Annotated in this window: 19 protein-coding genes; 12 read left to right on the forward strand and 7 right to left on the reverse strand. The window is 70.3% G+C overall.

Annotated elements, in window-relative coordinates; translation table 11 throughout:
• Positions 1-23: 23 nt before the first annotated feature.
• The 4 genes from EV685_RS08690 to EV685_RS08705 are packed head-to-tail and all read right to left on the reverse strand — an operon-like array spanning position 24 to position 4,157.
• On the reverse strand, positions 24-1,832 hold the full coding sequence (locus EV685_RS08690) for a GspE/PulE family protein (protein WP_130481586.1): 1,809 nt from the start codon (positions 1,830-1,832) through the stop codon (positions 24-26).
• A gap of 29 nt (positions 1,833-1,861) precedes the next feature.
• On the reverse strand, positions 1,862-2,761 hold the full coding sequence (locus EV685_RS08695) for a spermine/spermidine synthase domain-containing protein (RefSeq protein WP_130481587.1): 900 nt from the start codon (positions 2,759-2,761) through the stop codon (positions 1,862-1,864).
• Positions 2,762-2,779: 18 nt separating this feature from the next.
• Complete coding sequence (locus EV685_RS08700; RefSeq protein WP_130481588.1) at positions 2,780-3,313, reverse strand: DNA-deoxyinosine glycosylase; 534 nt, start codon at positions 3,311-3,313, stop codon at positions 2,780-2,782.
• Positions 3,306-4,157, reverse strand: a complete 852-nt coding sequence (locus EV685_RS08705; protein WP_130481589.1) for a TatD family hydrolase — start codon at positions 4,155-4,157, stop codon at positions 3,306-3,308. Before EV685_RS08705 ends, EV685_RS08700 begins: the two co-directional genes overlap by 8 nt.
• Before the next feature lie 146 nt (positions 4,158-4,303).
• On the opposite strand from EV685_RS08705, the gene EV685_RS08710 reads away from it, so the two are divergent.
• The 5 genes from EV685_RS08710 to EV685_RS08730 all read left to right on the forward strand — a co-directional run bounded on the left by EV685_RS08710 (position 4,304) and on the right by EV685_RS08730 (position 10,465).
• Complete coding sequence (locus tag EV685_RS08710) at positions 4,304-5,329, forward strand: S1C family serine protease (RefSeq protein ID WP_420820817.1); 1,026 nt, start codon at positions 4,304-4,306, stop codon at positions 5,327-5,329.
• 48 nt (positions 5,330-5,377) lie between these two features.
• Complete coding sequence (locus EV685_RS08715) at positions 5,378-6,409, forward strand: AAA family ATPase (protein WP_420820818.1); 1,032 nt, start codon at positions 5,378-5,380, stop codon at positions 6,407-6,409.
• Positions 6,406-7,638, forward strand: a complete 1,233-nt coding sequence (locus EV685_RS08720) for a DUF58 domain-containing protein (protein ID WP_130481591.1) — start codon at positions 6,406-6,408, stop codon at positions 7,636-7,638. The genes EV685_RS08715 and EV685_RS08720 overlap by 4 nt, the downstream gene beginning before the upstream one ends.
• On the forward strand, positions 7,635-8,708 hold the full coding sequence (locus EV685_RS08725; protein WP_242615487.1) for a VWA domain-containing protein: 1,074 nt from the start codon (positions 7,635-7,637) through the stop codon (positions 8,706-8,708). The genes EV685_RS08720 and EV685_RS08725 overlap by 4 nt, the downstream gene beginning before the upstream one ends.
• A 266-nt stretch (positions 8,709-8,974) precedes the next feature.
• A complete protein-coding gene (locus EV685_RS08730; RefSeq protein WP_130481592.1) occupies positions 8,975-10,465 on the forward strand; it encodes an undecaprenyl-phosphate glucose phosphotransferase in 1,491 nt (496 codons plus the stop codon).
• Between the two features lie 242 nt (positions 10,466-10,707).
• Here the strand turns inward: EV685_RS08730 and EV685_RS08735 are convergent, their stop codons facing one another.
• The 3 genes from EV685_RS08735 to EV685_RS08745 all read right to left on the reverse strand — a co-directional run bounded on the left by EV685_RS08735 (position 10,708) and on the right by EV685_RS08745 (position 14,848).
• On the reverse strand, positions 10,708-11,685 hold the full coding sequence (locus EV685_RS08735) for a GMP reductase (protein ID WP_130481593.1): 978 nt from the start codon (positions 11,683-11,685) through the stop codon (positions 10,708-10,710).
• 262 nt (positions 11,686-11,947) lie between these two features.
• Positions 11,948-13,669 (reverse strand): diguanylate cyclase domain-containing protein, encoded by a 1,722-nt coding sequence (locus tag EV685_RS08740; protein WP_130481594.1) that lies wholly within the window; start codon positions 13,667-13,669, stop codon positions 11,948-11,950.
• A gap of 114 nt (positions 13,670-13,783) precedes the next feature.
• Positions 13,784-14,848 carry a patatin-like phospholipase family protein gene (locus tag EV685_RS08745; RefSeq protein ID WP_130481595.1) on the reverse strand — a complete coding sequence of 355 codons (1,065 nt, stop codon included), beginning with the start codon at positions 14,846-14,848 and terminating at the stop codon, positions 13,784-13,786.
• Positions 14,849-14,918: 70 nt separating this feature from the next.
• On the opposite strand from EV685_RS08745, the gene EV685_RS08750 reads away from it, so the two are divergent.
• From EV685_RS08750 to EV685_RS08780, 7 genes are all read left to right on the forward strand, one after another.
• The gene (locus tag EV685_RS08750; RefSeq protein ID WP_130481596.1) at positions 14,919-17,354 is read left to right on the forward strand and encodes a UvrD-helicase domain-containing protein; all 2,436 of its coding nucleotides are present in this window, start codon (positions 14,919-14,921) and stop codon (positions 17,352-17,354) included.
• Positions 17,355-17,359: 5 nt separating this feature from the next.
• Entirely contained in the window at positions 17,360-17,863 is a 504-nt protein-coding gene (locus tag EV685_RS08755) for a SirB2 family protein (RefSeq protein ID WP_130481597.1), read from the forward strand.
• Between the two features lie 102 nt (positions 17,864-17,965).
• On the forward strand, positions 17,966-18,490 hold the full coding sequence (locus tag EV685_RS08760; protein WP_130481598.1) for a hemerythrin domain-containing protein: 525 nt from the start codon (positions 17,966-17,968) through the stop codon (positions 18,488-18,490).
• Between the two features lie 99 nt (positions 18,491-18,589).
• Positions 18,590-19,309: a TetR/AcrR family transcriptional regulator gene (locus EV685_RS08765; protein ID WP_242615488.1), complete on the forward strand. Its 720-nt coding sequence runs from the start codon at positions 18,590-18,592 to the stop codon at positions 19,307-19,309.
• 77 nt (positions 19,310-19,386) lie between these two features.
• Positions 19,387-20,040 carry a protein-L-isoaspartate O-methyltransferase family protein gene (locus EV685_RS08770; RefSeq protein WP_130481599.1) on the forward strand — a complete coding sequence of 218 codons (654 nt, stop codon included), beginning with the start codon at positions 19,387-19,389 and terminating at the stop codon, positions 20,038-20,040.
• 19 nt (positions 20,041-20,059) lie between these two features.
• Positions 20,060-20,401 (forward strand): rhodanese-like domain-containing protein, encoded by a 342-nt coding sequence (locus EV685_RS08775; protein ID WP_130481600.1) that lies wholly within the window; start codon positions 20,060-20,062, stop codon positions 20,399-20,401.
• 87 nt (positions 20,402-20,488) lie between these two features.
• Entirely contained in the window at positions 20,489-21,880 is a 1,392-nt protein-coding gene (locus tag EV685_RS08780) for a TolC family outer membrane protein (protein ID WP_338054439.1), read from the forward strand.
• The last annotated feature ends 7 nt before the right edge of the window (positions 21,881-21,887 follow it).

The raw sequence follows: 21,887 nt of genomic DNA on the forward strand, positions 1-21,887 counted from the left end.
GGGCCGGAACAGGGCAGGACGGCTCAGGCGTCCCAGCCCGGCGTGGCGCGCAGCACCTCGTCGACGGTGGTGTGGCCGGCCGCCACCTGGCGCAGCCCGGCCAGGCGCAGCGGCAGCAGGCCCTCGCGCAGCGACTGGCGCCGGATGCGCGCCAGATCCGGTTGTTCCTGCACCACCTGACGCAGCTCGGGCGACAGCAGCATCAGCTCGAACAGGCCGCGTCGGCCGCGGAAACCGGTCTGGCGACAAGCCTCGCAACCCACAGGCTTCTGCGGCCGGAAGGGCGCACCCTCCTCGCCCACCGTCAGACCGGGCATGGCGGCCTGCAGCAGCGAGGGAGTGACCGCCGTGTCGCTCTGCCGGCAGGCGATGCAGAGCTGGCGCACCAGGCGCTGGGCCAGCACGCCGATGACAGTGGCATTGAGCAGGTAGGCCGGCACGCCCAGGTCGAGCAGCCGGGTGATGGCACTGGCCGCGTCGTTGGTGTGCAGGGTGCTGAAAACGAGGTGGCCGGTCAGGGCGGCCTGCACCGCCATTTCGGCGGTCTCGAGGTCGCGGATCTCGCCAACCATGATGATGTCCGGGTCCTGCCGCATCAGCGTGCGCACGCAGGCGGCGAAGTCGAGGTCCAGCGCCGGCTGCACCTGGGTCTGGTTGAAGGACGGCTCGATCATCTCGATCGGGTCCTCCACCGTGCAGACATTGACCGCCTCCGTGGCCAGGCCCTTGAGGGTGGCATAGAGCGTCGTGGTCTTGCCGCTGCCGGTCGGGCCGGTCACGAGGATGATGCCGTGCGGCTGAGCGACCAGTTGCTGCCAGCGTTGCGCGTCCTGCGCGCTGAAGCCCAGTTGCTGGACCGGCTGCACGGCGGTCTCCGGGTCGAAGATGCGCATGACCAGCTTCTCGCCGAAGGCCGTCGGCAAGGTCGACAGGCGCATCTCGATTTCCTCGCCGCGCGGGCTGCGGGTCTTGATGCGGCCGTCCTGGGCGCGGCGGCGTTCGACCACGTCCATGCGGCCGAGCAGCTTGATGCGCGCGGTCACCGCCGACATCACGGTGGGTGGCAGCTGGTAGACGGTGTGCAGCACGCCGTCGATGCGCAGGCGGATGACACCCTGGTCGCGCCGCGGTTCGACGTGGATGTCCGAGGCGCGCTGCTCGAAGGCGTAGTTCCAGAGCCAGTCGACCAGTTGCACGACACCCTGGTCGTTCGCATCGAGCGGCTTGGCCGAGCCCATGTCGACCAGCTGCTCGAAGTTGGTGACGTTGCTGGACTCGCCGCTCTTCTGCGCATTGCGCACCGAGCGCGCGACGCTGTAGAAGTCGCTGGTGTAGCGGGTGATGTCGGCCGGGTTGGCCAGCACCAGACGCACCGTCTTGCGGGTGTGCGCGGCGATCTCCGGGACCCAGTCGAGCTGCAGCGGCTCGCAGGTCGCCACCGTCACCTCCAGCGGCCCGACCTGGACCGGCAGGATGCGGCGCTTCTCGGCATAGCCCACCGACATGACCTCGGTGACGCGGGCCACATCGACCTTGAGCGGGTCGATGCGCAGGTAGGGCAAGCTCATGCGATGAGCCAGCCAGCGGGTCAGGGCTTCGACGTCGAGGGGCTCGCCGCCGCGTGGATGGCGCAGGCCGGCACCGGCCAGCCGCACCAGCGGGTGCAGGCTGCTGTTGCCCACCAGGCGCTGGGCCAGCGTGCCGGCCTCGGCTGCGCTGACCAAGCCATCGTCGCGCAACCAGGCGACCAGCTGGCGCCAGGTCAAGGTGCCGGCGGCGGCCGTCGGCGGGGCCGGCGGGGCGGCCGCAGGGCCTTCATGGGGATCGGGCATCGCGTGTTCCTGGCGGGTCGGGTCGAGGATCAGGGGGCACCAGCATCGGCACCAGCTCGGGCACCAGCATCGGCAACAGCGTCGGCGTCTACCCGCGTGTCGGCCGCCTTGGCCCGCGCAGCTCGCTCGGCCGGCACGCGCCGCAGCAGGCGCGTCCACAGCGGCGCGTCCAGGCCGGTGCGGGCCTCGATGACGCGGGCGCGGTCGGCCAGCACGGCCGCATCGGGCCATTCGGCCCCCTGCAGCGCCAGCACGATGGTGTTGCCCTCTTCGGTCGCGGCGACCACGCGGGCGCTGCCGCCGGCTTCGGCGAAGACGGCCTCGATGCGGCGCGCGCTGCGGGCGAACTTCGAGCTGCGGCCGAACAGGTTGACGCTGAGCACGCCCCCCGGCGCGAGGCAGGCGTGGCAGGCGGCGTAGAAGTCGAGGTCGTCGAGCACCGGCGCGGCAGCCTGGTGGTCATAGAGGTCGACGCACAGCGCATCGACCGTGCCAGCGTTGGCGGGGTCGCGCACCCAGTCGCCGGCATCGCCGTAGACGACGGTCAGGCGGTCGTCGTTGGCCGGCAGGCGGAACCACTGGCGGCACGCGGCGATGACCTGCGGATTCAGCTCGACCGCCGTCGTGCGCAGCCCCAGCTCGCCATGGCAGTAGCGCGTCAGGGTGGCCGCGCCCAGGCCCAGCTGAGCGGTGTGCAGCTCGGCGGTGTCGGCGTCCCAGCGCTGCGGGTCATGCAGCAGCAGCCAGGCCATCATGCGGCGCACGTACTCCAGCTCGATCACCTTGGGCTTGCGCACCCGCAGGGCGCCCTGGACCCAGGGCGTGTGACCCAGGTGCAGGTAGCGCACACCGTCGAACTCGGAGACCGAGGCCTCGGGCGGCTTGCTGGCGCGGCGGGACCGCGGACGGGGTTCGAGGGGTTCGCTCACAGGGGCCTTGTCGGTGGTTCAGCGCACATCGTAAGGGGCGACGTGGCGGGCCAGCACCTCGGCCCAGGCCACCAGCTTGCGGTCGAAGGACCAGCTGGCGTGCGCCGGACTGGTCGACGGCAGGCGGTGCACCGGCAGGCCCAGCGTGCGGGTGACGCGCATCGAGCGAGCCGACTCGCCGCCGTTGTGCGCCAGCGCTTCGAGGCGGGGCAGGCGGCGCGCCAGACCGATCAGGTCATTGGGCTCGGCCGCCTCGATGGCGCTGTCCAGGCTGCCTTCACGCTGGCAGGCGGCATGCACGTCCCAGATGCCCAGGCCGTGCGAGCGGGCCAGCGCCAGCCGCTGCGGGTAGTCCAGCCCGGCGATGTCGACGCCCCAGACGGCACCGAGGATGGGCCAGAACTGGTTGCGTGGATGGGCGTAGTACTGCTGGGCCCGCAAGGACGCCGCGCCGGGGAAGCTGCCCAGCACCAGCAGCCGGGTGTCGGCATCGACCACGGGCGCGAGGCCCAGCAGGCGCGGCGACCCGGTCGGCGTGCGAGCGTCAGCCATGGCGATCCAGCCAGGCTGCCAGACGCGGCAGGGCGGCGCGGGCGTTGGCGGTCGTCAGGGCGGCGACGGCCTCGGGGGTCAGGTCACGCAGCGCCGCCAGCTCGGCACCGATGCGTGGCAGTTCGGCGGGTTCGTTGCGGGCGATCGCGCCGGCCGCCCGTTCGGCGGCGGTGCGGTAGAGCCAGTGGGGCGGGATGTCGGGCGCATCGGTCTCCAGCACCAGCGCCTCGGCCGGCAGGCTGGCGGCCAGGCGGCGGATCTGCAGCGCCCGCTCGAAGGTCAAGGCGCCGCCAAAACCCAGCTTGAAGCCCCGGTCGACGAAGGCCTGCGCCTGCTGCTCGCTGCCATTGAAGGCATGGGCGATGCCGCCTCGCAGCCGGGGCCGGCGGCGCAGCTGCTGCAGCAACAGGTCCGCCGAACGCCGCACATGCAGGATCACCGGCAGGTCGAAGGCCAGCGCCAGATCGAGCTGGGCGGCATAGAAGTGCGCCTGCAAGGCCATGTCCAGGCCGGGCACGAAGGCGTCGATGCCGATCTCGCCCACGGCCACCAGCTGCGGGTCGTCGATGGCCGCACGCAAGGCGATGGCCAGACGATCCAGGGCGTCATGCGCCTCGTCGCCCACATACAGCGGATGCAGGCCCAGCGCATAGACGTCGCCGTGGCGGTGGGCCAGTGCGCGCACCGCGTCCAGGTTGGACGAGGCCACCGCCGGGATCACCAGCCGGGCCACGCCGGCCGCCCGCGCACGGGCCGAGACGGCGTCGCGATCAGGGCTGAACTCGTCGGCATCGAGGTGGCAGTGGGTGTCGATCCAGAGCGGACCGCGAACGGCAAGCGACATGCCAACATGATGCCGCCGAAGCGGGGGTACGCCTGAGGCTGGCAAGCCCAAGCGAGGCGTGCTAACTTGCAGCCATGCCAGCCATGGCGGCGGGCGCAGGGGTGCCGATGACACGCAAACCCAGGTACAGCCGCACGGCGGGATCGATGGCCGCCGAGAAGGCGGCGCTGCCGCCGGCTTCTGCCTCATCTGCCTCTGTCGCATCTGTCGACGGCGGGCCACAGCCCTCGGTCGCCGCCCGGCCGGGTCGGCGCCAGCGCCTGCAGGCCTGGCTGGTGTCCCCGCGAGCCCTCTGGAGCGCCTGGGCCCTGCTGGCGCTGATCATGCTGGCGGGCTGGCAGTGGCAGTTGCGCCATGCGCCGCCCCTCATCACCCAGCAGGACATCGACCGCGCCGTGCTGGAAACGCTGGAGACCCAGCCCATCACCGCCGCCACGCGCCGCGCGGCCGACAAGATCCTGCCCTCGGTCGTGCGGGTCGTCGCCCAGTCGGACGCGCGCGAGGACACCCCGTCGAGCCAGGCTTCTGGCGCGCCGCGCCAGAAGCCGGGTGCGGGTGGCAAGGCCCGTCCGGCCGGCAAGGCCGCCAAGCCCACCGCGGGTGACGACGAGGAAGATGCCGACAGCGACCACCCGCGCCGGGGCGTCGGCACCGGCGTGGTGATCGTCGAGAGCGGCATCATCCTGACGAACTACCACGTCATCGAAGGCGCCGATCGGGTCACCGTGACCTTCTGGAACGGCATGGAGTCCGAGGCCCGCATCGTCAGCGTGCAGCCGCACCAGGACCTGGCGGTGCTCAAGGCGGTCAAGCTGCCCGACGACCTGCAGCCCGCCACGCTGCGCGGCACCGGCGACCTGGGCCTGGGCGACACGGTGGTGGCGGTGGGCTACCCCTTCGGCATCGGCCCGAGCGTGTCCTCGGGCGTGGTCTCCGGACTGGACCGCGAGTTCCGCTCGCCCGAAGGCCGGCAGACGCTCACCAAGCTGATCCAGTTCGATGCCGCCGCCAACCCGGGCAACTCGGGCGGGCCGCTGGTCAACGCGCAGGGGGAGGTGGTCGGCATCGTCACCGCCATCCTCAACCCGACGCCGGCAAGGACCTTCATCGGCATCGGCTTCGCGGTGCCGATCGAGAGCGCGGCCGGCGCGGTCGGCTTCCCGCCCTTCTGACGCAGCCACGCCCAACCATCCCAGACCCGACAGGACACGAGGACGCCCATGACCGATCGCCCGCAGGACACGCCCGCTGACATGCCCGCCGCGCCGCCGGACGACCCTGCCGCGCTGATGGAGCGCATCCTCTACGAGGTCAAGCGGGTCGTCGTCGGCCAGGACAAGTTCCTTGAACGTGTGATGGTGGCGATGCTGGCGCAGGGTCATCTGCTGGTCGAGGGCGTGCCCGGGCTGGCCAAGACGCTGACGGTCAAGACGCTGGCGCAGGCGGTGCACGGCCAGTTCAAGCGCATCCAGTTCACGCCCGACCTGGTGCCGGCCGACCTGGTCGGCACGCGCATCTACAGCCAGAAGAGCGGCGAGTTCAGCACCTCGCTGGGCCCGGTCTTCACCAACCTGCTGCTGGCCGACGAGATCAACCGCGCGCCGGCCAAGGTGCAGAGCGCCTTGCTGGAGGTGATGCAGGAACGCCAGGTGACGATCGCCGGCGTCAGCCACAAGGTGCCGGAACCCTTCCTGGTGATGGCCACGCAGAACCCGATCGAGACCGAAGGCACCTACCCGCTGCCCGAGGCCCAGGTCGACCGCTTCATGATGAAGGTGCTGGTCGGCTACCCCAGCGAGGAAGAGGAGTTCGTGATCGTCCAGCGGGTCACCGGCGCGTCGATCGCGGTGGCCGCCGTGGCCGACACCCGCCAACTGGCCGCGCTGCAGAAGGCTTGCCGGGCCGTCTACGTCGACCCCTCGCTGGTGCAGTACGCCGTCAAGCTGGTCGCGCTCGGCCGCGATCCTGCCCGGGGCGGCCTGCCCGAGCTGGCGCCGCTGCTGGCCTTCGGGGCCAGCCCGCGCGCCACCATCGGCCTGGTTGAAGGCGCTCGCGCCATGGCCATGCTGCGCGGACGCAGCTATGCGCTGCCCGAGGACCTGATCGACCTGGTGCCCGACGTGTTGCGCCACCGCCTGGTGCTGAGCTATGAGGCGCTGGCCGAAGGCCTGGACGCAGATGCGCTGATCCGCCGCATGCTCGACCACATCCCGGCACCCGCCAAGCCGATGGCCCACGCCGAGGGCGCATGAACACGGCCACGCGCGGCGCCATCCGTCAACGCCTGCTGAGCCTGGTCTGGCCGCGTCGCAAGGCGGCGGCCGACACACCTGACGCCCCGGCCCCTGCGGCGTCCACGCCCCTGCCCGGCAGCGCCACCGCGATCGCCCTGGGCCCGGCCGACGCCCTGTTGCGGCGGCTGGAATGGACGGTGCTGCGTCGCCTCGACGGCCTGCTGCAAGGCGATTGCCGCACGCTGATGCGCGGCGCCGGCCTGGACCTCGCCGACCTGCGCGAGTACCAGCCACACGACGACGTGCGCCACATCGACTGGAACGTCACCGCGCGCATCGACCAACCCCATGTGCGCCAGTTCCAGGAGGACCGCGACATGACGGCGGTCTTCCTGCTCGACCTGAGCGCCTCGGTCGACTGGGGTTCGGTGCTGCGGGCCGGCGCGGCCGGGCAGGACGGCGAGGTCCGCACCAAGCAGCAGATGGCCACCGAGCTGGTCGCCCTGCTGGCGCGGCTCTACACCCGCGCCGGCCATCGCGTTGGCGCACAGATCTACCGTCAGGCCGACCAGCGCGCCGAGGAATTGCCCGCCCGCGGCGGTCGCACCCAGGTGCTGCAACTCATCTCGCGCATGGCGCGGGCGACGGGGTCGGCGGGCCCGCGCGTCACCACGCCCGCGCCTGGCGTTTCTTGGTTCCGTCGTGCCCGGCCGCAAATGACCAACCGCCCGGCCGACGATGCCGAATCCACCCGCCTCGCCGACCTGCTGAGCGCCGCCGAACATCGGCTGCGCCGCCGCACCACCGTCGTGGTCGTGTCCGACTTCATCAGCCAGCCCGGCTGGCAGGCCCCGTTGGGCCGCCTTGCGCTGCGCCACGATGTCGTCGCGGTGCGCCTGGGCGATCCGTCCGAGCACACGTTGCCGGCCATGGGCCTGGTGCTGCTGCGCGACGCGGAGAGCGGCGACGAGTTGCTGATCGACACCGACGACCCGGCCCTGCGCGCGCGCCACGCCGCACTGGCCGCCGAACGCGAGGCCCGGCTGCGGCAGGGCCTGACGGCGGCGGGCGTTGACACCCTCGAACTCGACACCGCCGAGCCGCTGCTGGAGACCTTGCGCCGCTTCCTCGACCTGCGCCGGGTGCGCCAGCGTCAGGGCGCGGCAGGCTCCTCGCTGGCGGCAGGCGGCACACGGCCGTCGCCCCTCAGCACACCGCCCTCCCCTGCCGCACCGAGGCCCCGATGAACGAGACCCTCGCCTCCCTGTTCCAGCAAGCCCCGGTGAGCTTCCTGTGGCCCAGCCAGTTGTGGCTGCTGCTGCTGTGGCCGCTGATCGCGCTGGCCTATGTGTGGCTGCTGCGCCGACGCAAGCGTCAGGTCGTGCGGGTCGCCAGCCTGGGCCTGATCCGGCAGGCGGTCGGCCACGGCGGGGCCTGGCGGCGCCACGTGCCGCCGATCCTGATCGGCTTGGCACTGCTGCTCTTGCTGATCGGCATGGCCCGGCCGGTGGCGGTGCTGACGCTGCCGCTGCGCGACCAGACCCTGCTGCTGGCGATGGATGTGTCGGGCAGCATGCGCGCCACCGATGTTGAGCCGAACCGGCTGGTGGCCTCGCAGAACGCGGCCAAGGCGTTTGTGCAGGACCTGCCACGCCATGTCCGCGTGGGCGTCGTCAGCTTCGCCGGCACCGCCGCCGTGGTGCAGGCGCCAACACACAGCCGCGAAGACGTGATCGCCGCGATCGACCGCTTCCAGCTGCAGCGCGGCACCGCCATCGGCAGCGGCATCGTGCTGAGCCTGGCGACCTTGTTCCCCGAGGCCGGCATTGACCTGTCGGACGTCACCGGCGAGCGCCGCATGCCCAAGCCGCTGGGCACCGAACGCGAGAAGCAGGACGACTTCAAGCCGGTTGCCCCGGGCAGCTACAGCTCGGCGGCGGTCATCTTGCTGACCGACGGGCAGCGCACCACCGGCATGGACCCGATGGACGCGGCCAAGCTGGCGGCCGACCGCGGCGTCAAGGTCTACACGGTCGGATTCGGCACCACCAGCGGCGAGATCATCGGCTTCGAGGGCTGGAGCATGCGGGTGCGGCTGGACGAGGCCACGCTCAAGAACGTCGCCAACCTGACCCAGGCCGAGTACTTCTACGCCGGCAGTGCCACCGACCTGAAGAAGGTCTACGACACGCTCAGCAGCCGGCTGGTCTTTGAGCGCAAGGAGACCGAGGTGACCGCCCTGGTTGCCGGTCTGGCCGGCCTGCTGGTGCTGCTGGCCTGCGGCCTGAGCGTGGCCTGGTTCGGGCGTGTGATCTGACGCCGCAGCGGCACGGGGCGCCTGCGGTGGCGAGGACGAATTCCATCAAGTCGACGTTCAGTTTGTGCGGTGATCGTCGACTTTTCGTTGATTCGGTCCCGCAAAGGGGTGGTCAGCCAGCGGCGTCCTTCGTGCAGTTTTCTCCTTAAGGTCGGCAAACTGCGCCCCCGTCGACCGAATGCGGCCACCGAGCCGACAGAATCCTGCTTATGCCTTCTGGCGAAACCGCCTCTCCATCCGCCCTGTCCATGAGGGACTCCCCTGACATGACCGCTTCCGCCGACACCGCCGATGCGATGGCGACGCCTGCCGGCGACTCGGGCGGCGCGCAGGTGGTGCAGATGCCGCCGCCCCGTCAAACCGGTCAGATCACGCGCAGCCCCTACGGCTTCGCGCCGACGCCGCCGCAGTCCATCACCAGCTTCGTCGCCGGCATCGCCGAACCGCTGCTGTCGGTGCTGGCGCTGTTGCTCATCACCACGCTGGTCGACGAGCCGATCGACCGCGCCACGCAACTCCTCAGCCTGGGCGTGCTGGTGCTGACCTTTCCCGGCACCAACCGCTTTCATGCCACGCCCTGGGTCGCGCTGAGCGGCATCGTGTCGTCCTGGCTGGTGGTCTGCAGCGTGCTCGCGCTGGTGGGCTTCGCCACCGACTCGATCAAGTTCTACACGCCCGAGGTGCTGGCCGCCTGGCTGGTCGCCGCGCCGCTGCTGCATTTCGGCCTGGCCTTGACCGGCCATGCCCTGTTGCGCCACATGGCCCGCAACCCCGCCCTGCGGCGCGCGGCGCTGGTGATCGGCGCTGGCGACATCGGCCAGCGCATGGCCGAGGTGCTGCGTGAACGGGCGGCGGTGGGCTACGACTTCGTCGGCTTCATCGAGGACCGCGACTTGGACCGGGTGCCCGGCGCCCGCGCCAGCGAGATCAAGGGCAAGCTCGCGGAGATCCGCGAAGTCATCACCCGCCATGGCGTGCGCGATGCCTACATCACGCTGCCTCTGGGCGCGCAGCCGCGCATCACGCAGCTGGTCAGCGCGCTGCAGGACGCCGCCTGCACGGTCTACTTCGTGCCGGACGTGATGCGCGTGCAGGTCATCCAAGGGCGCGTGCGCAACATCGACGGCGTGCCGGTGGTGGGCCTGCTGGAGAGCCCCTTCATCGGCACCAATGCCTTGCTCAAGCGCGCCAGCGACATCGTGCTGTCGGCGCTGATCCTGCTGCTGATCGCGCCGATCATGCTGAGCGTCGCGCTCGGCATCAAGCTCAGTTCACCCGGCCCGGTGATCTTCAAGCAGCGCCGGCACGGCCTGGATGGGCGCGAGATCGTGATCTACAAGTTCCGCTCGATGACGACGATGGACAACGGCGCGGTGGTGCGTCAGGCCACCCGCAACGACGCGCGCATCACGCCCTTCGGACGCTTCCTGCGTCGCACCTCGCTGGACGAGTTGCCGCAGTTCATCAACGTGCTGCAGGGCCGCATGAGCATCGTCGGCCCGCGCCCGCATGCGCTGGCCCACAACCAGCAGTACCGCGAGCTGATCAAGTCCTACATGGTCCGCCACAAGGTCCGCCCGGGCATCACCGGCTGGGCCCAGGTCAACGGCAGCCGGGGCGAGACCGACACGACCGACAAGATGGCCGAACGGGTTCGCCTGGACCTGGAGTACCTGCGCAACTGGAGCCTCGCGCTGGACCTGCGGATCATCGTGAGGACGGCGTTTCTGGCCTTCTTCGACCGCAACGCATATTGAGTGAGCCCCCGGTTCCGGTGTACCGGAACCACCCCCCGGGGGGGTGCCAGCCGCCTTGGGGCGGCCCGGCGCCGGCTGGCATGCGCTGATCGAGGTCGCGCGACTCAATCGGGCGCGGCAAGGGGCAGGCTCAGGCGGATCGGAACCACCCCCCGAGGGGGTGCCAGCCGCCTTGGGGCGGCCCGGCGCCGGCTGGCATGCGCTGATCGAGGCTGAGCGGCTCTATCGGGCGCAGCAAGGGGTCACATCAGCAGATGCTCACCGGCGTTTTCGCCGCCGAGGATCACGTAGTTGACGCGGCGCAGGTCGCCGAGCACCTTGCCACCGGCGTAGCTGATCGAGCTTTGCAGGTCTTCTTGCATCTCGCGCAGCGTGTCGGCGAGCTTGCCCTTGACGGGTTCGAGGATGCGCTTGCCTTCGACGTGTTTGTACTCGCCCTTGTTGAAGTCGCTGGCCGAGCCGTAGTACTCCTTGTAGAGCTTGCCGTCGACCTCGACGGTGGCACCGGGCGATTCCTCGTGGCCGGCGAACAGCGAGCCGACCATCACCATCGCGGCGCCAAAACGCACGCTCTTGGCGATGTCGCCGTGGTGGCGGATGCCGCCGTCGGCAATGATGGGCTTGGTGGCCACGCGGGCACACCACTTCAGCGCGCTGAGCTGCCAGCCGCCGGTCCCGAAGCCGGTCTTGAGGCGGGTGATGCAGACCTTGCCCGGGCCGATACCGACCTTGGTCGCGTCGGCGCCCCAGGCCTCAAGGTCGATGACGGCCTCAGGCGTGCCCACGTTGCCGGCGATCACGAAGGCATCCGGCAGACGCGTCTTGATGTGGCCGATCATGCGGCGCACGCTCTCGGCATGGCCGTGGGCGATGTCGATGGTGATGTAGTCGGCGCCGACGCCGCTGGTGGCCAGGCGGTCGATCACCGCGTAGTCAGCCTCCTTGACGCCCGAGCTGATCGAGACGAACAGGCCAGCCTCGCGCATGTCGCGGGCAAAGGCGACGGCATCGAGGTCGAAGCGGTGCATCACGTAGAAGTAGCCGTTGTCGGCCAGCCAGCGCGCGATGCGCTCGTCCAGCACGGTCTTCATGTTGGCCGGCACGACCGGCAGCTTGAAGCGGCGGCCGCCGAACTCGATCGAGGGATCGCACTCGCTGCGGCTTTCCACGCGGCATTGGCGTGGCAGCAGCAGGACGTTGTCGTAGTCGAAGATTTCCATGGCAAAAGGCTCTCGTCAGGTCACGCCGCACCGGGATGGCGCGATGAGCGTCGTCATCGCGCATGGGGCGCAGCGTGGATTCGCAGCGGCGTTGTTGCAGTGCCGCCGCAAGGCTGCGAGCGCTTGACCTGGGACCGGTCCTCGCCCTCCGAGGGCCGCCAGCAAGGGCGGTGGGGGGCAAGAAGAACCGGGCTCAGAATTTGGGCCCGGTGATTGATTTTACGCACCGGTCGACGGTTCGACGACGACCGGTGCGGCGACCTCAGTGATGGCGGGGGCGTGAGCGCGGCGCCTGCAGGCCGGCCCAGCCGCTGTTGCGTGGCAGGTCCATCGACAGGTCCAGCGGCAGGTCGCGGCGCTGACCGGTCAGCGGGCCGGCGATCTGTCCCTTGAGGGCCCCGGGCGATGGCTCGTTGCGATCGGGATGACGCAGCTCATGCAGGCCGTCGGGAATCGTGGCCGGATGGGCATCCATCAGGTCGGACATGTCGAAACGCGACATCACCTCGGTGCCCAGCGTGCCGAGATCGCTCATGGTGGAGTCGGTCCATTCCATGTGATGCGTCTCCATGCCCGACAGCGAGGTCGACTCGCCGGCCTCTTCCTGGCCTTCGGCGTCGAGCGACGCGCCGGGGTGCGAGCTGACGTCGACCACCAACTGGTCGCCACCGGAAAGGCGGGCCTCGATCAGCGCTTGCTCGGCACGGTCGACCAGGTCGATCTCGTCGAAGTTGCGCCGAAAGCCGGCCAGACCCAGGCTGAGCGTCAGGCCGCCGGCCTCGTCACCGGCCGTCGCGGCGGCGCGCTGGAGCGCGCGGCGCAGCCGGGCCAGCACCTCGCTGGCACCGCGCAGGTCGGTCGAGGGCAGCAACATCGCGTAGGACTGGATGCCGATGCGCGCGACCAGGTCGTTCTCGCGCTCGCAGGCGCCGGCCAGCAGGCGGGCGATGCGCCGCACAGCGGTCTCGCTGGCGCGGCTGCCCTTGGCCTGCATATAGGCCGGGAAGTGGTCGATCTCGGCCAGCACCAGGCTGAGGTTGTCCCCGGCGCGGCGGGCACACAGGGCCTCGGCGCGCAGGCGCTCGTCGAAGCCCTGGCGGTCGGACAGGCCGGTGGTGGCATCGGTGCCGCCCAGGCGTTGCACGCCGGTGGTGGGGGCGCGTGCCAGGGTCGGGTCGGACAGGCTCAGCACCACGCCGTCGGACAAGGGCGAGACGTGGATGGCCAGCGGGCGCAGCGCCGCACGGTCGTCACCCAGCAGGCGTTGCAGTTCACGCGTCGAGCCGCCGTGCAGGGTGGCGACACATTCGGCCGCCAGATCGAGCTTGGCCCACTGCGGCAAGGCGCTGGCCACGGTGCGGCCCGGCAGCGTCGACACGTCGATGTCGAGCAGTCGGCCCAGGGCCGGGTTGGCCAGCGTGATGCGCCAGTCGCGCACGACCTGGCGTTCGTCCAGCAGGGCCCGCAAACCGAGCATCGCCACCGGGCTGGCTTGCAGCACATGATCGACATGCTGGTGACGCCACTCATGGACCCGCCGGTCGATCAGCAGCCATTCGCGGCCTTGCGCGTCCCGCAAGGGCAGCAGCAGCTCGCGCCAGCTCAGGACCGCCTGACCGGGCTGGGCCCATTCGATGCGGCAACGCGGCCGGCGGCTGTCGAGCACCTCCAGCGAGGCCGTCAGCAAGGCCTCGGCGCCCTGCCAGCTCGACAGCAGCTTGCCGGCCAGTTCCTGTTCGGTCTGGGCCAGATGCACAAGGCCCTGGCGGCGCACGCGCAGGTCGGTCGAGCCTTCGCGGCGCAACAGCAGCCAGTGGCCGGCCATGGCCGACCAGCGGTGGCCTTCGAAGGCGGAAGGGTCGACCGGTTGACCCGGCGCGCGCAGCGCCTGCCAGGCCTTGAGCAGCAGCGCCTGATCGGGCTGAATCACCGTGGCGGTGATGTCGGGCGTGGCGGCAACGGGAGCGGAAGTCGTGGACGTCATGAGCGCTGGGACGGGTCGGGTCGCGCCGGACAGCGGGCGCTGGCGTCCCCTGAAGCTGGCGAGAAGGACGCGAAACCAGAATAGCCAGCAGGCCGTCGCCGACCTATCCCCGATTCAGGCGAACCAGGTGGGCAGGTGAACCGTCGATGATTTGCCGACTCGGGCCGCGTCGCCCTCTTGCCACAGCTGAGCACGCGCATGGCCAAGGCCGTGAAGTTTTTCCAGAAACGGGCGGTGCGCCAGCAACTTGGTTTCGCTGGCCAGCGGAGCGAGCGCGTCCTGGGCATCGATCAGGTGCCAGCGCAGCCGGCACAGACGACGCTGGCGAGGCCCGGCCAGACGGGCCGCCAGCCAGCTTTCGGCCGCGGCGGCATCGCAGGCCGCGCCCAGCTGGGCGGCCTCGCAACGGAAGGTTGCGTTGAAAGCGATCTCGGCAGCGCGGGCGCGGATCTCGGCCACGCTGGTCGGCGCCTTGGCCCCTGGTGCGGCATAGGCCAGCGGGCTGAGCATGACGATCAACAGGTCATCGGCCTGCGGACGGCCGTCCGGCGACGGCTCGACCAGTGGCGACAACGCCGGGTTGGCGCTGTAGCCGCCGTCCCACCAGGCCTCGCCGTCGACCTCGACCGCGTGGTGCAGCGTCGGCAGGCAGGCCGAGGCCATGGCCATGTCGACCGTCAGCTCATGTTCGCGGAACAGCCGCAAGGCGCCGGTGCGTGCCGAGGTCGCCGCGATGTGCAGGCGCAGCGGGCTGGCCGCGCGCAGGCGCTCGAAGTCGACACAGCGCAGCAGCAGCTCGCGCAGCGGGTTCAGGCCCAGCGGGTTGAGCTGGTAGGGCGACAGCAGCTGGGTCCACTGCAGGGCGACGCGGGCCATCGGCGCGAGGCCCGGCTGGTCCGGGTCACCACCGGCAAACCACTCGAAGGGCAGGACCGTGCCGACCTCGGCCCAGAACGCGGCCAGCGCGGCGCGGGCAACGTCCGGGTCGCCACCGCCACGCGCCAGCCCGTCGGCGAGCACGATGGCGTTGAGCGCCCCCGCGCTGCTGCCGCTGACGGCGTCGAAGGCCCAGCGCCCATCGGCCAACAGGGCATCCAGCACGCCCCAGGTGTAGGCCCCGTGGGCGCCGCCGCCCTGCAGGGCCAGGCTCAGTCGGACTGGCTTGCGGAAACCGTTCATCGGCACCTTCCTGCGCCCAGGATGGGCGCGATGCTGCAGTGCAGTATGGCCACAAAAATAGAATGCCCGGATGAATGGTCAGCCGTCCTACCCCGCCGTCCCTCCGAGCCTGCTCGCCAACCTCAACCCGGAGCAACTGGCGGCGGTGACGCTGCCTCCCGAACCGGCGCTGATCCTGGCCGGTGCCGGCTCGGGCAAGACCCGGGTGCTGACCACCCGCATCGCGTGGCTGCTTCAAACCGGCCAGGTCGGCCCGGGCGGGCTGATGGCGGTGACCTTCACCAACAAGGCCGCCAAGGAGATGGTCACGCGCCTGTCGACCATGCTGCCCTACAACGTGCGCGGCATGTGGATCGGGACCTTCCACGGCCTGTGCAACCGCTTCCTGCGGGCCCACTGGAAGATCGCCAACCTGCCGCAGACCTTCCAGATCCTGGACAGCGGCGACACGCTGTCGGCCGTCAAGCGCGTCATCAAGGCCCTCAAGCTGGACGAGGAACGCTTCGTTCCCAAGCAGATGACCTGGGCGATCGCCGGCGCCAAGGAAGAGGGCAAACGGCCGCACGACCTGCCCCAGCACGACGGCCAGGCCCGCACGCTGGTGGAGATCTACCAGGCCTATGAGGACCAGTGCCAGCGCGAGGGCGTGGTCGATTTCGCCGAGCTGATGCTGCGCAGCTACGAGCTGCTGCGTGATCACCCGGAGATTCGCGAGCACTACCAGCGCCGCTTCCAGCACATCCTCGTCGACGAGTTCCAGGACACCAACCGGCTGCAGTACCTGTGGCTGAAGATGCTGGCCGGCCCGCCCGACGGCGCACACAGCGCGGCACTGTTCGCGGTCGGCGACGACGACCAGAGCATCTACGCCTTCCGCGGCGCCCAGGTCGGCAACATGAGCGACTTCGAGCGCGAGTACCGCGTGCGCCACCTGATCAAGCTCGAACGCAACTACCGCAGCTTCGGCAACATCCTCGATTCGGCCAATGCGCTGATCGCCCATAACAGCCGCCGGCTGGGCAAGAACCTGCACACCGAGGCAGGCCCCGGCGAGCCGATCCGTGTCTATGAGGCCACCAGCGACTACGCCGAGGCGCAGTGGCTGCTCGACGAGGCACAGCAGCTGCACCGCAGCGGCACCGCCCGCAGCGAGGTCGCGGTGCTCTACCGCAGCAATGCGCAGTCGCGGGTGATCGAGTCGGCGCTGTTCAATGCCGGCGTGCCCTACCGCGTCTACGGCGGCTTGCGCTTTTTTGAACGGGCCGAGATCAAGCATGCGCTGGCCTACCTGCGCCTGATCGAGAACCCCAACGACGACACCAGCTTCCTGCGCGTCGTCAACTTCCCGGCCCGTGGCATCGGCGCGCGCAGCGTCGAACAGCTGCAGGACGCGGCGCGCAGCAGCGGCCGCAGCCTGAACCAGAGCGTCGGCGCGGTCGGCGGCGCGGCAGGGGCCAAGCTGGCCAGCTTCCAGCGCCTGATCGACGATCTGCGCGAGCGCACCCGGGGCGCGACGCTGCGCGAGATCATCGAACGCATGCTCGACGCCAGCGGCCTCGTTACCTTCTACCGCACCGAGAAGGAAGGCCAGGACCGGATCGAGAACCTGGAGGAACTGGTCACGGCCGCCGAGGCCTTCGTGACCCAGGAAGGCTTCGGCAAGGACGTCATCGCCCTGCCGGTCGACGAGACCGCGCCGGGCACCATCGCCGCGCCATTGCCGGGCGAGCCCGAGGCCGTCGCCCGGGTCGACCTGCTGCCGGACGCCGAAACCGGCGAGATCCTGTCGCCACTGGCCGCCTTCCTGACCCATGCCGCGCTGGAGGCGGGCGACAACCAGGCCCAGGCCGGCCAGGACGCGGTCCAGCTGATGACGGTCCACGCGGCCAAGGGCCTGGAGTTCGACGCCGTCTTCATCACCGGGCTGGAGGAAGGCCTGTTCCCGCATGAGAACTCGCTGACCAGCGTCAGCGCGCAAGGGGCCGACGGGCTGGAGGAGGAACGTCGGCTGATGTATGTGGCCATCACGCGGGCCCGCCAGCGCCTCTACCTGAGCTTCAGCCAGACCCGCATGCTGCATGGCCAGACGCGCTACCACATCAAGAGCCGCTTCATCGAGGAACTGCCCGAGACCGCGCTGAAGTGGATCAGCCCGAAGAACCAGGGCTTCGGCTCGGGCTTCGAGACCAGCTACCAGCAAGCCTGGCAACGCGGCAGCGGAATGGGCTCGATGGTCGGCGCCGGCCGCCACGCCGGCTGGAGCCCGCCACCGGCCCCGCCACCCTCGTGGGCGGCGCCGGTGCCAGCCGCGATGCGACAAGCCGCAGCCAAGGACAACGGCCACGGCCTGCGTCAGGGCCAGAGCGTTTTCCACAACAAGTTCGGCGAGGGCGTGATCCTGACCCTTGAAGGCAGCGGCACCGATGCCCGCGCGCAGGTCAACTTCGGCCGCCACGGCGCCAAGTGGCTGGCCCTGTCGGTCGCCAAGCTGACGCCGATCGAGTGAGCCCGATGGCGAGCCTCGACAGCCTGTTCGGCGTCGTCTACCCCGGCCTCCGGCAGGCCCACATCGGCCTGGTCTACGCCAGCGTCGGCGTGTTCAGCGTGCGCTGGCTGGCCACCCTGGCTGGCGCGCGCTGGCCGATGGCCAACCACTGGCGCCACACCAGCATGGTGATCGACACCCTGTTGCTGACGGCCGGCGCAACGCTGTGGGTCGGCCTGGGCCTGAACCCGCTGGTGCAGCACTGGCTCGGCGTCAAGCTCTTGCTGCTGGTCGCCTACATCGTGCTGGGCACCTTCGCACTCCGGCGCGCGCGCAGCTGGCTGGGCAAGGCGATCTGCGGGCTGGCGGCGCTGGCCGTGCTGGTGACGATGTTCAGCATCGCGCGACGCCATGACCCGGCGGGCTGGCTGCGCGGTGTCATCGGTCACGCACCGGACACGTTCAGCGCGCCGATCGCGTCCACCCCGGTGGGCGCCCGACCGTTGAACAGGCTGCGGGCCGCCGGCTGAAGACGGGGTACCGTGCACCCTGATCCGGGCCCCGAGAGCCTGGACCCCAGAAGCGCCCAGCGACTCTCGCGCCCGGGCCGCTCGCCCGCTTGGAGACCGCCGATGAGCACCGTGCCCGCCAGCCTGCATGCCAGTCCCGCCGCTGGCTATGACAGCCCCTTCGAGATGCTGACCAGCTGCCACGAGCGGGTCGAGCGCATGCTCGGCCTGCTCGAACGCCTGAGCGCGCATGTCGCCCGCCACGGCGCCGACACCAACGCCCGTTCCGCTGCAGGCGACCTGCTGCGCTACTTCGACCTGGCCGCACCGCATCACCACGAGGACGAGGAACGCCACGTCTTGCCCCGCCTGGTCGCCAGCGGCCATGCCGCGCTGGCTGAACGCCTGCGCGGCGAGCATCGGCGCATGGACCAGCTGTGGCGTGACCTGCGTCCGCTGCTGGTTGCCGTGACCGAGGGCCATGCGCCAGCGGCCGGCCTGCCGGATGTCGAGGGCTACTGCGCCCTCTACCGCGCCCACATCGTCGCCGAAGAAGCACACGCCTACCCGCTGACCCAGCCGATGCTCGATGCCACCGCGCTGCATGCCATGGGCGAAGAAATGGCCCGTCGGCGCGGCGTGCGCTAAGGCGCCCGGCTTGACCGCTTCGGTTTGTTTTCCTACATTACTGACCAGTCAGTCATTAACTCACGCGACCGCTCTTGGTCCGTCTCGCCTGCCACGCCCGTGACCCCACCCCTGAACGCCACCGCCGACCCGGCCGATCCCGCCGACGCTGCGGCCCCCGCGCACCAGCGTCGCAAGGCCGAACGGCCCGACGAGTTGCTCGATGCCGCGCTGTCGCTGTTCGTCGAGAAGGGCTATGCCGCCACCCGCATCGACGAGGTCGCGCGCCGCGCCGGGGTCTCCAAGGGCACGCTCTACCTGTACTACGCCAGCAAGGAAGAGCTGCTCAAGGAAGTCATCCGCAGCCGCCTGTCCACGCCGATCGCCGAGGCCTTCGAGACCGTCGCCGCCCACAGCGGCAACACGTCCGAGCTGCTGACGGAGGTGATCGCGCCCTGGTGGGCCCAGGTCATCGGCAGCGATGCCTCGGGCGTGTTCAAGCTGATCATCACCGAGGTCCGCAACTTCCCCGACATCGCCCAGTTCTACAACCGCGAGGTGGTCGAGCCTGGTCACCGGCTGATGGACCAGGTGATCCGGCGCGGCATCGCCTCTGGCGAGTTCCGTGCCGTCGACGTGCCCGCTGCCGTGCACTCGCTGCTGCTGCCGATGATCATGCTGTGTGTGCACCGGCACTCGCTCGGCGCCTGCGAGGCGGTCAGCGACATGGGTCAGCCAATCGACTTCATCCGGGCCCACTTCGCGTTGTTGCTGCGCGGCCTGCAACAGGCTGGCGACGTTGCCTCCGTGACGTCAGCCGCGTCGAAGGCCCAAACCTAGAATCGCGGGTTGACCCTCAACCCCACCGCGCGATCCTTGATCGATCGCCGCGTCCGCCACCGGAAGGCCAGAACACCATGAACGTCGAACAAGCCCGCTTCAACATGATCGAGCAGCAGATCCGTCCCTGGGACGTGCTGGACAGCTCGGTGCTGTCGCTGCTGGCCGTGGTCAAGCGCGAGGACTTCCTGCCCGCCGCCCACCGCAGCGTCGCCTTCATGGACCTGGAAGTGCCGCTGCCGGCCGGCCAGGTGATGCTGGCCCCGCGCGTCGAGGCCCGCCTGCTGCAGGACCTCGCGCCGCACCGCCACGAGAAGGTGCTCGAGGTCGGCGCGGGCAGCGGCTTCATGGCCGCACTGCTGTCGCACAAGGCCCAGCAGGTCGTCAGCCTGGAAACCCGCCCCGAGCTGGTGGCGATGGCCCGCGAGAACCTGCGCAACGCCAAGATCATGAACGTCGAGGTTCGCCACGCCGATGGCAGCGACGTCACCGCCGTGGCCGGCCCCTGGGACGCGATCCTGCTGTCGGGCTCGGTCGCCGAGGTGCCGCAGACCCTGCTCCAGCAGCTCAAGGTCGGCGGCCGGCTCATCGCCATCGTCGGCCAGCTGCCGATGATGCGGGCCGTGCGCATCGTGCGCAGCGCAGACGCCGCCTGGCGCACCGAGACGCTGTTCGACGTGGTCGCGCCGCGCCTGGACGGTTTCGGCGAGCCGACCCGCTTCAGCTTCTGAACCCGCAGCGGAACCCTCGATGCAGCAACTGACCGTCGCGCAGATCGGCCCCCAGCTGGCGCAATGGCGCGCCGAAGGCCGCCAGCCCGTCCTGCTGGACGTGCGCGAACCCTGGGAATGCGCCACCGCCAGCCTGAACGAGCCCAGCCTGGCGACGCTGGCCATTCCCATGCAGGAGATCCCGTCGCGCCTGGCCGAACTGCCCCGCGACGAGCCCATCCTGGCGCTCTGCCATCACGGCATGCGCAGCCTGCAGGTGGCGATGTTCCTGGACCGGCAAGGGTACCCCCATGTGTATAACATCATGGGTGGCATCGATGCCTGGTCCCACCTGGTCGATCCATCCGTGCCGCGCTACTGAGCGCGACACGGCTTGCACCTTGTCCTGCCATCCGCCCTGCCGTCCGCCCTGCTTGAGGCCCACCTCCGGCACATCCGAGGATCCCCGATGACCGTCATGCCCCGCCGCCTGCTCCAGTCCCGCCTGTCCCGTCCGTTCGGTCTGCCGCGTTTGCCCCGCCCCGCCCTGCTGGCCCTGGTGGCCATGCAGGCGCTGGGCTTCGGCCTGATCGCCACGCCGGCCAGCGCGCAGAGCCTGCGCGAGCTTTACGACATCGCGCGCGGCTACGACGCCGGCTACTTGGCCGCCCTGTCGCAGGCCGAGGCCAGTCGGGCGCGGGCCGAGCAGGCCGAGGCGCTGCTGCGACCCACCGTCGGCCTGGTCAGCGGCGTCTCGCGCACGCAGACCGACACGCCGCTGGGCGGCATGCGCGGCCTGAACAATGCCAACGTCGGCGTCAGCGCGGTGCAGCCGCTGTGGAACCACGCCAGCTCGGCGGCGGTGGACAAGGCCCGCAAGTCGCTGGAGCTGATCGATGCCGACCTGGCCACCGCCGAACAGGACCTGATCGTGCGTGTCACCCAGGCCTACTTCGATGTGCTGGCCGCACAGGACGCGCTGGCGACCGCACAGGCCGGCAAGAAGGCAATCAGCGAGCAGCTGGCATCGGCTCGCCGCAACTTCGAAGTCGGCAACGCCACCATCACCGACACCCGCGAGGCCCAGGCCCGCTTCGACCTGTCGACCGCGCAGGAGATCGCCGCCGACAACGATCTGCGCAGCAAGAAGATCGCGCTCGATCAGCTGATCGGCAAGCCCGGCACCGAGCCGGCCCCGCTGGAGCAGCCGGTGGCCCTGCCCAGCTTGCCGGCCGACGAGGTCGAGTCCTGGGTCGGCAAGGCGGCCGAGGCACCGAACGTGCGCAAGGCGCGCACCGCCTACGAGATCGCCAAGCTGGAGACGCGGCGCACGGATGCCGGCGACCGTCCCACGCTGGACCTCGAAGGCAGCGCAGGGCTGTCGCACAACTCGGGCGTCGCTGCGACCTCGTCGGGCGGCACCGGCTTCACCAAGAACGCCAAGGTCGGCCTGACCTTCAAGATGCCGCTCTACACCGGCGGCGCGGTCGACAACCAGGTCAAGGAGGCCGTGGCGCTCGAAGAGAAGTCGCGCAACGACCTCGACAACGCCCGCCGTGCCGTGGCCCAGGCAACCCGCCAGGTCTACTTCGGCGTGCAGTCCGGCCAGGCCCAGGTCAAGGCGCTCGAAGCGGCGGAGTCCTCGTCCAAGCTGGCGCTGGAGGCGACGCAGACGGGCTACCGCGTCGGCGTGCGCGTCAACCTCGACGTGCTGAACGCGCAGACGCAGCTCTTCTCCACCCAGCGTGACCTCGCCAAGGCGCGCTACGACGTGCTGGTCAACGGCCTTCGCCTGCGCCAGGCGGCTGGCGTGCTGGCCGTGCCTGACCTCGACGCCGTCAACGCCTTGCTCAAGAAGTAAGGCGGCG

The sequence above is a fragment of the Sphaerotilus mobilis genome (genome assembly GCF_004216565.1).
GTDB lineage: Bacteria > Pseudomonadota > Gammaproteobacteria > Burkholderiales > Burkholderiaceae_C > Sphaerotilus > Sphaerotilus mobilis.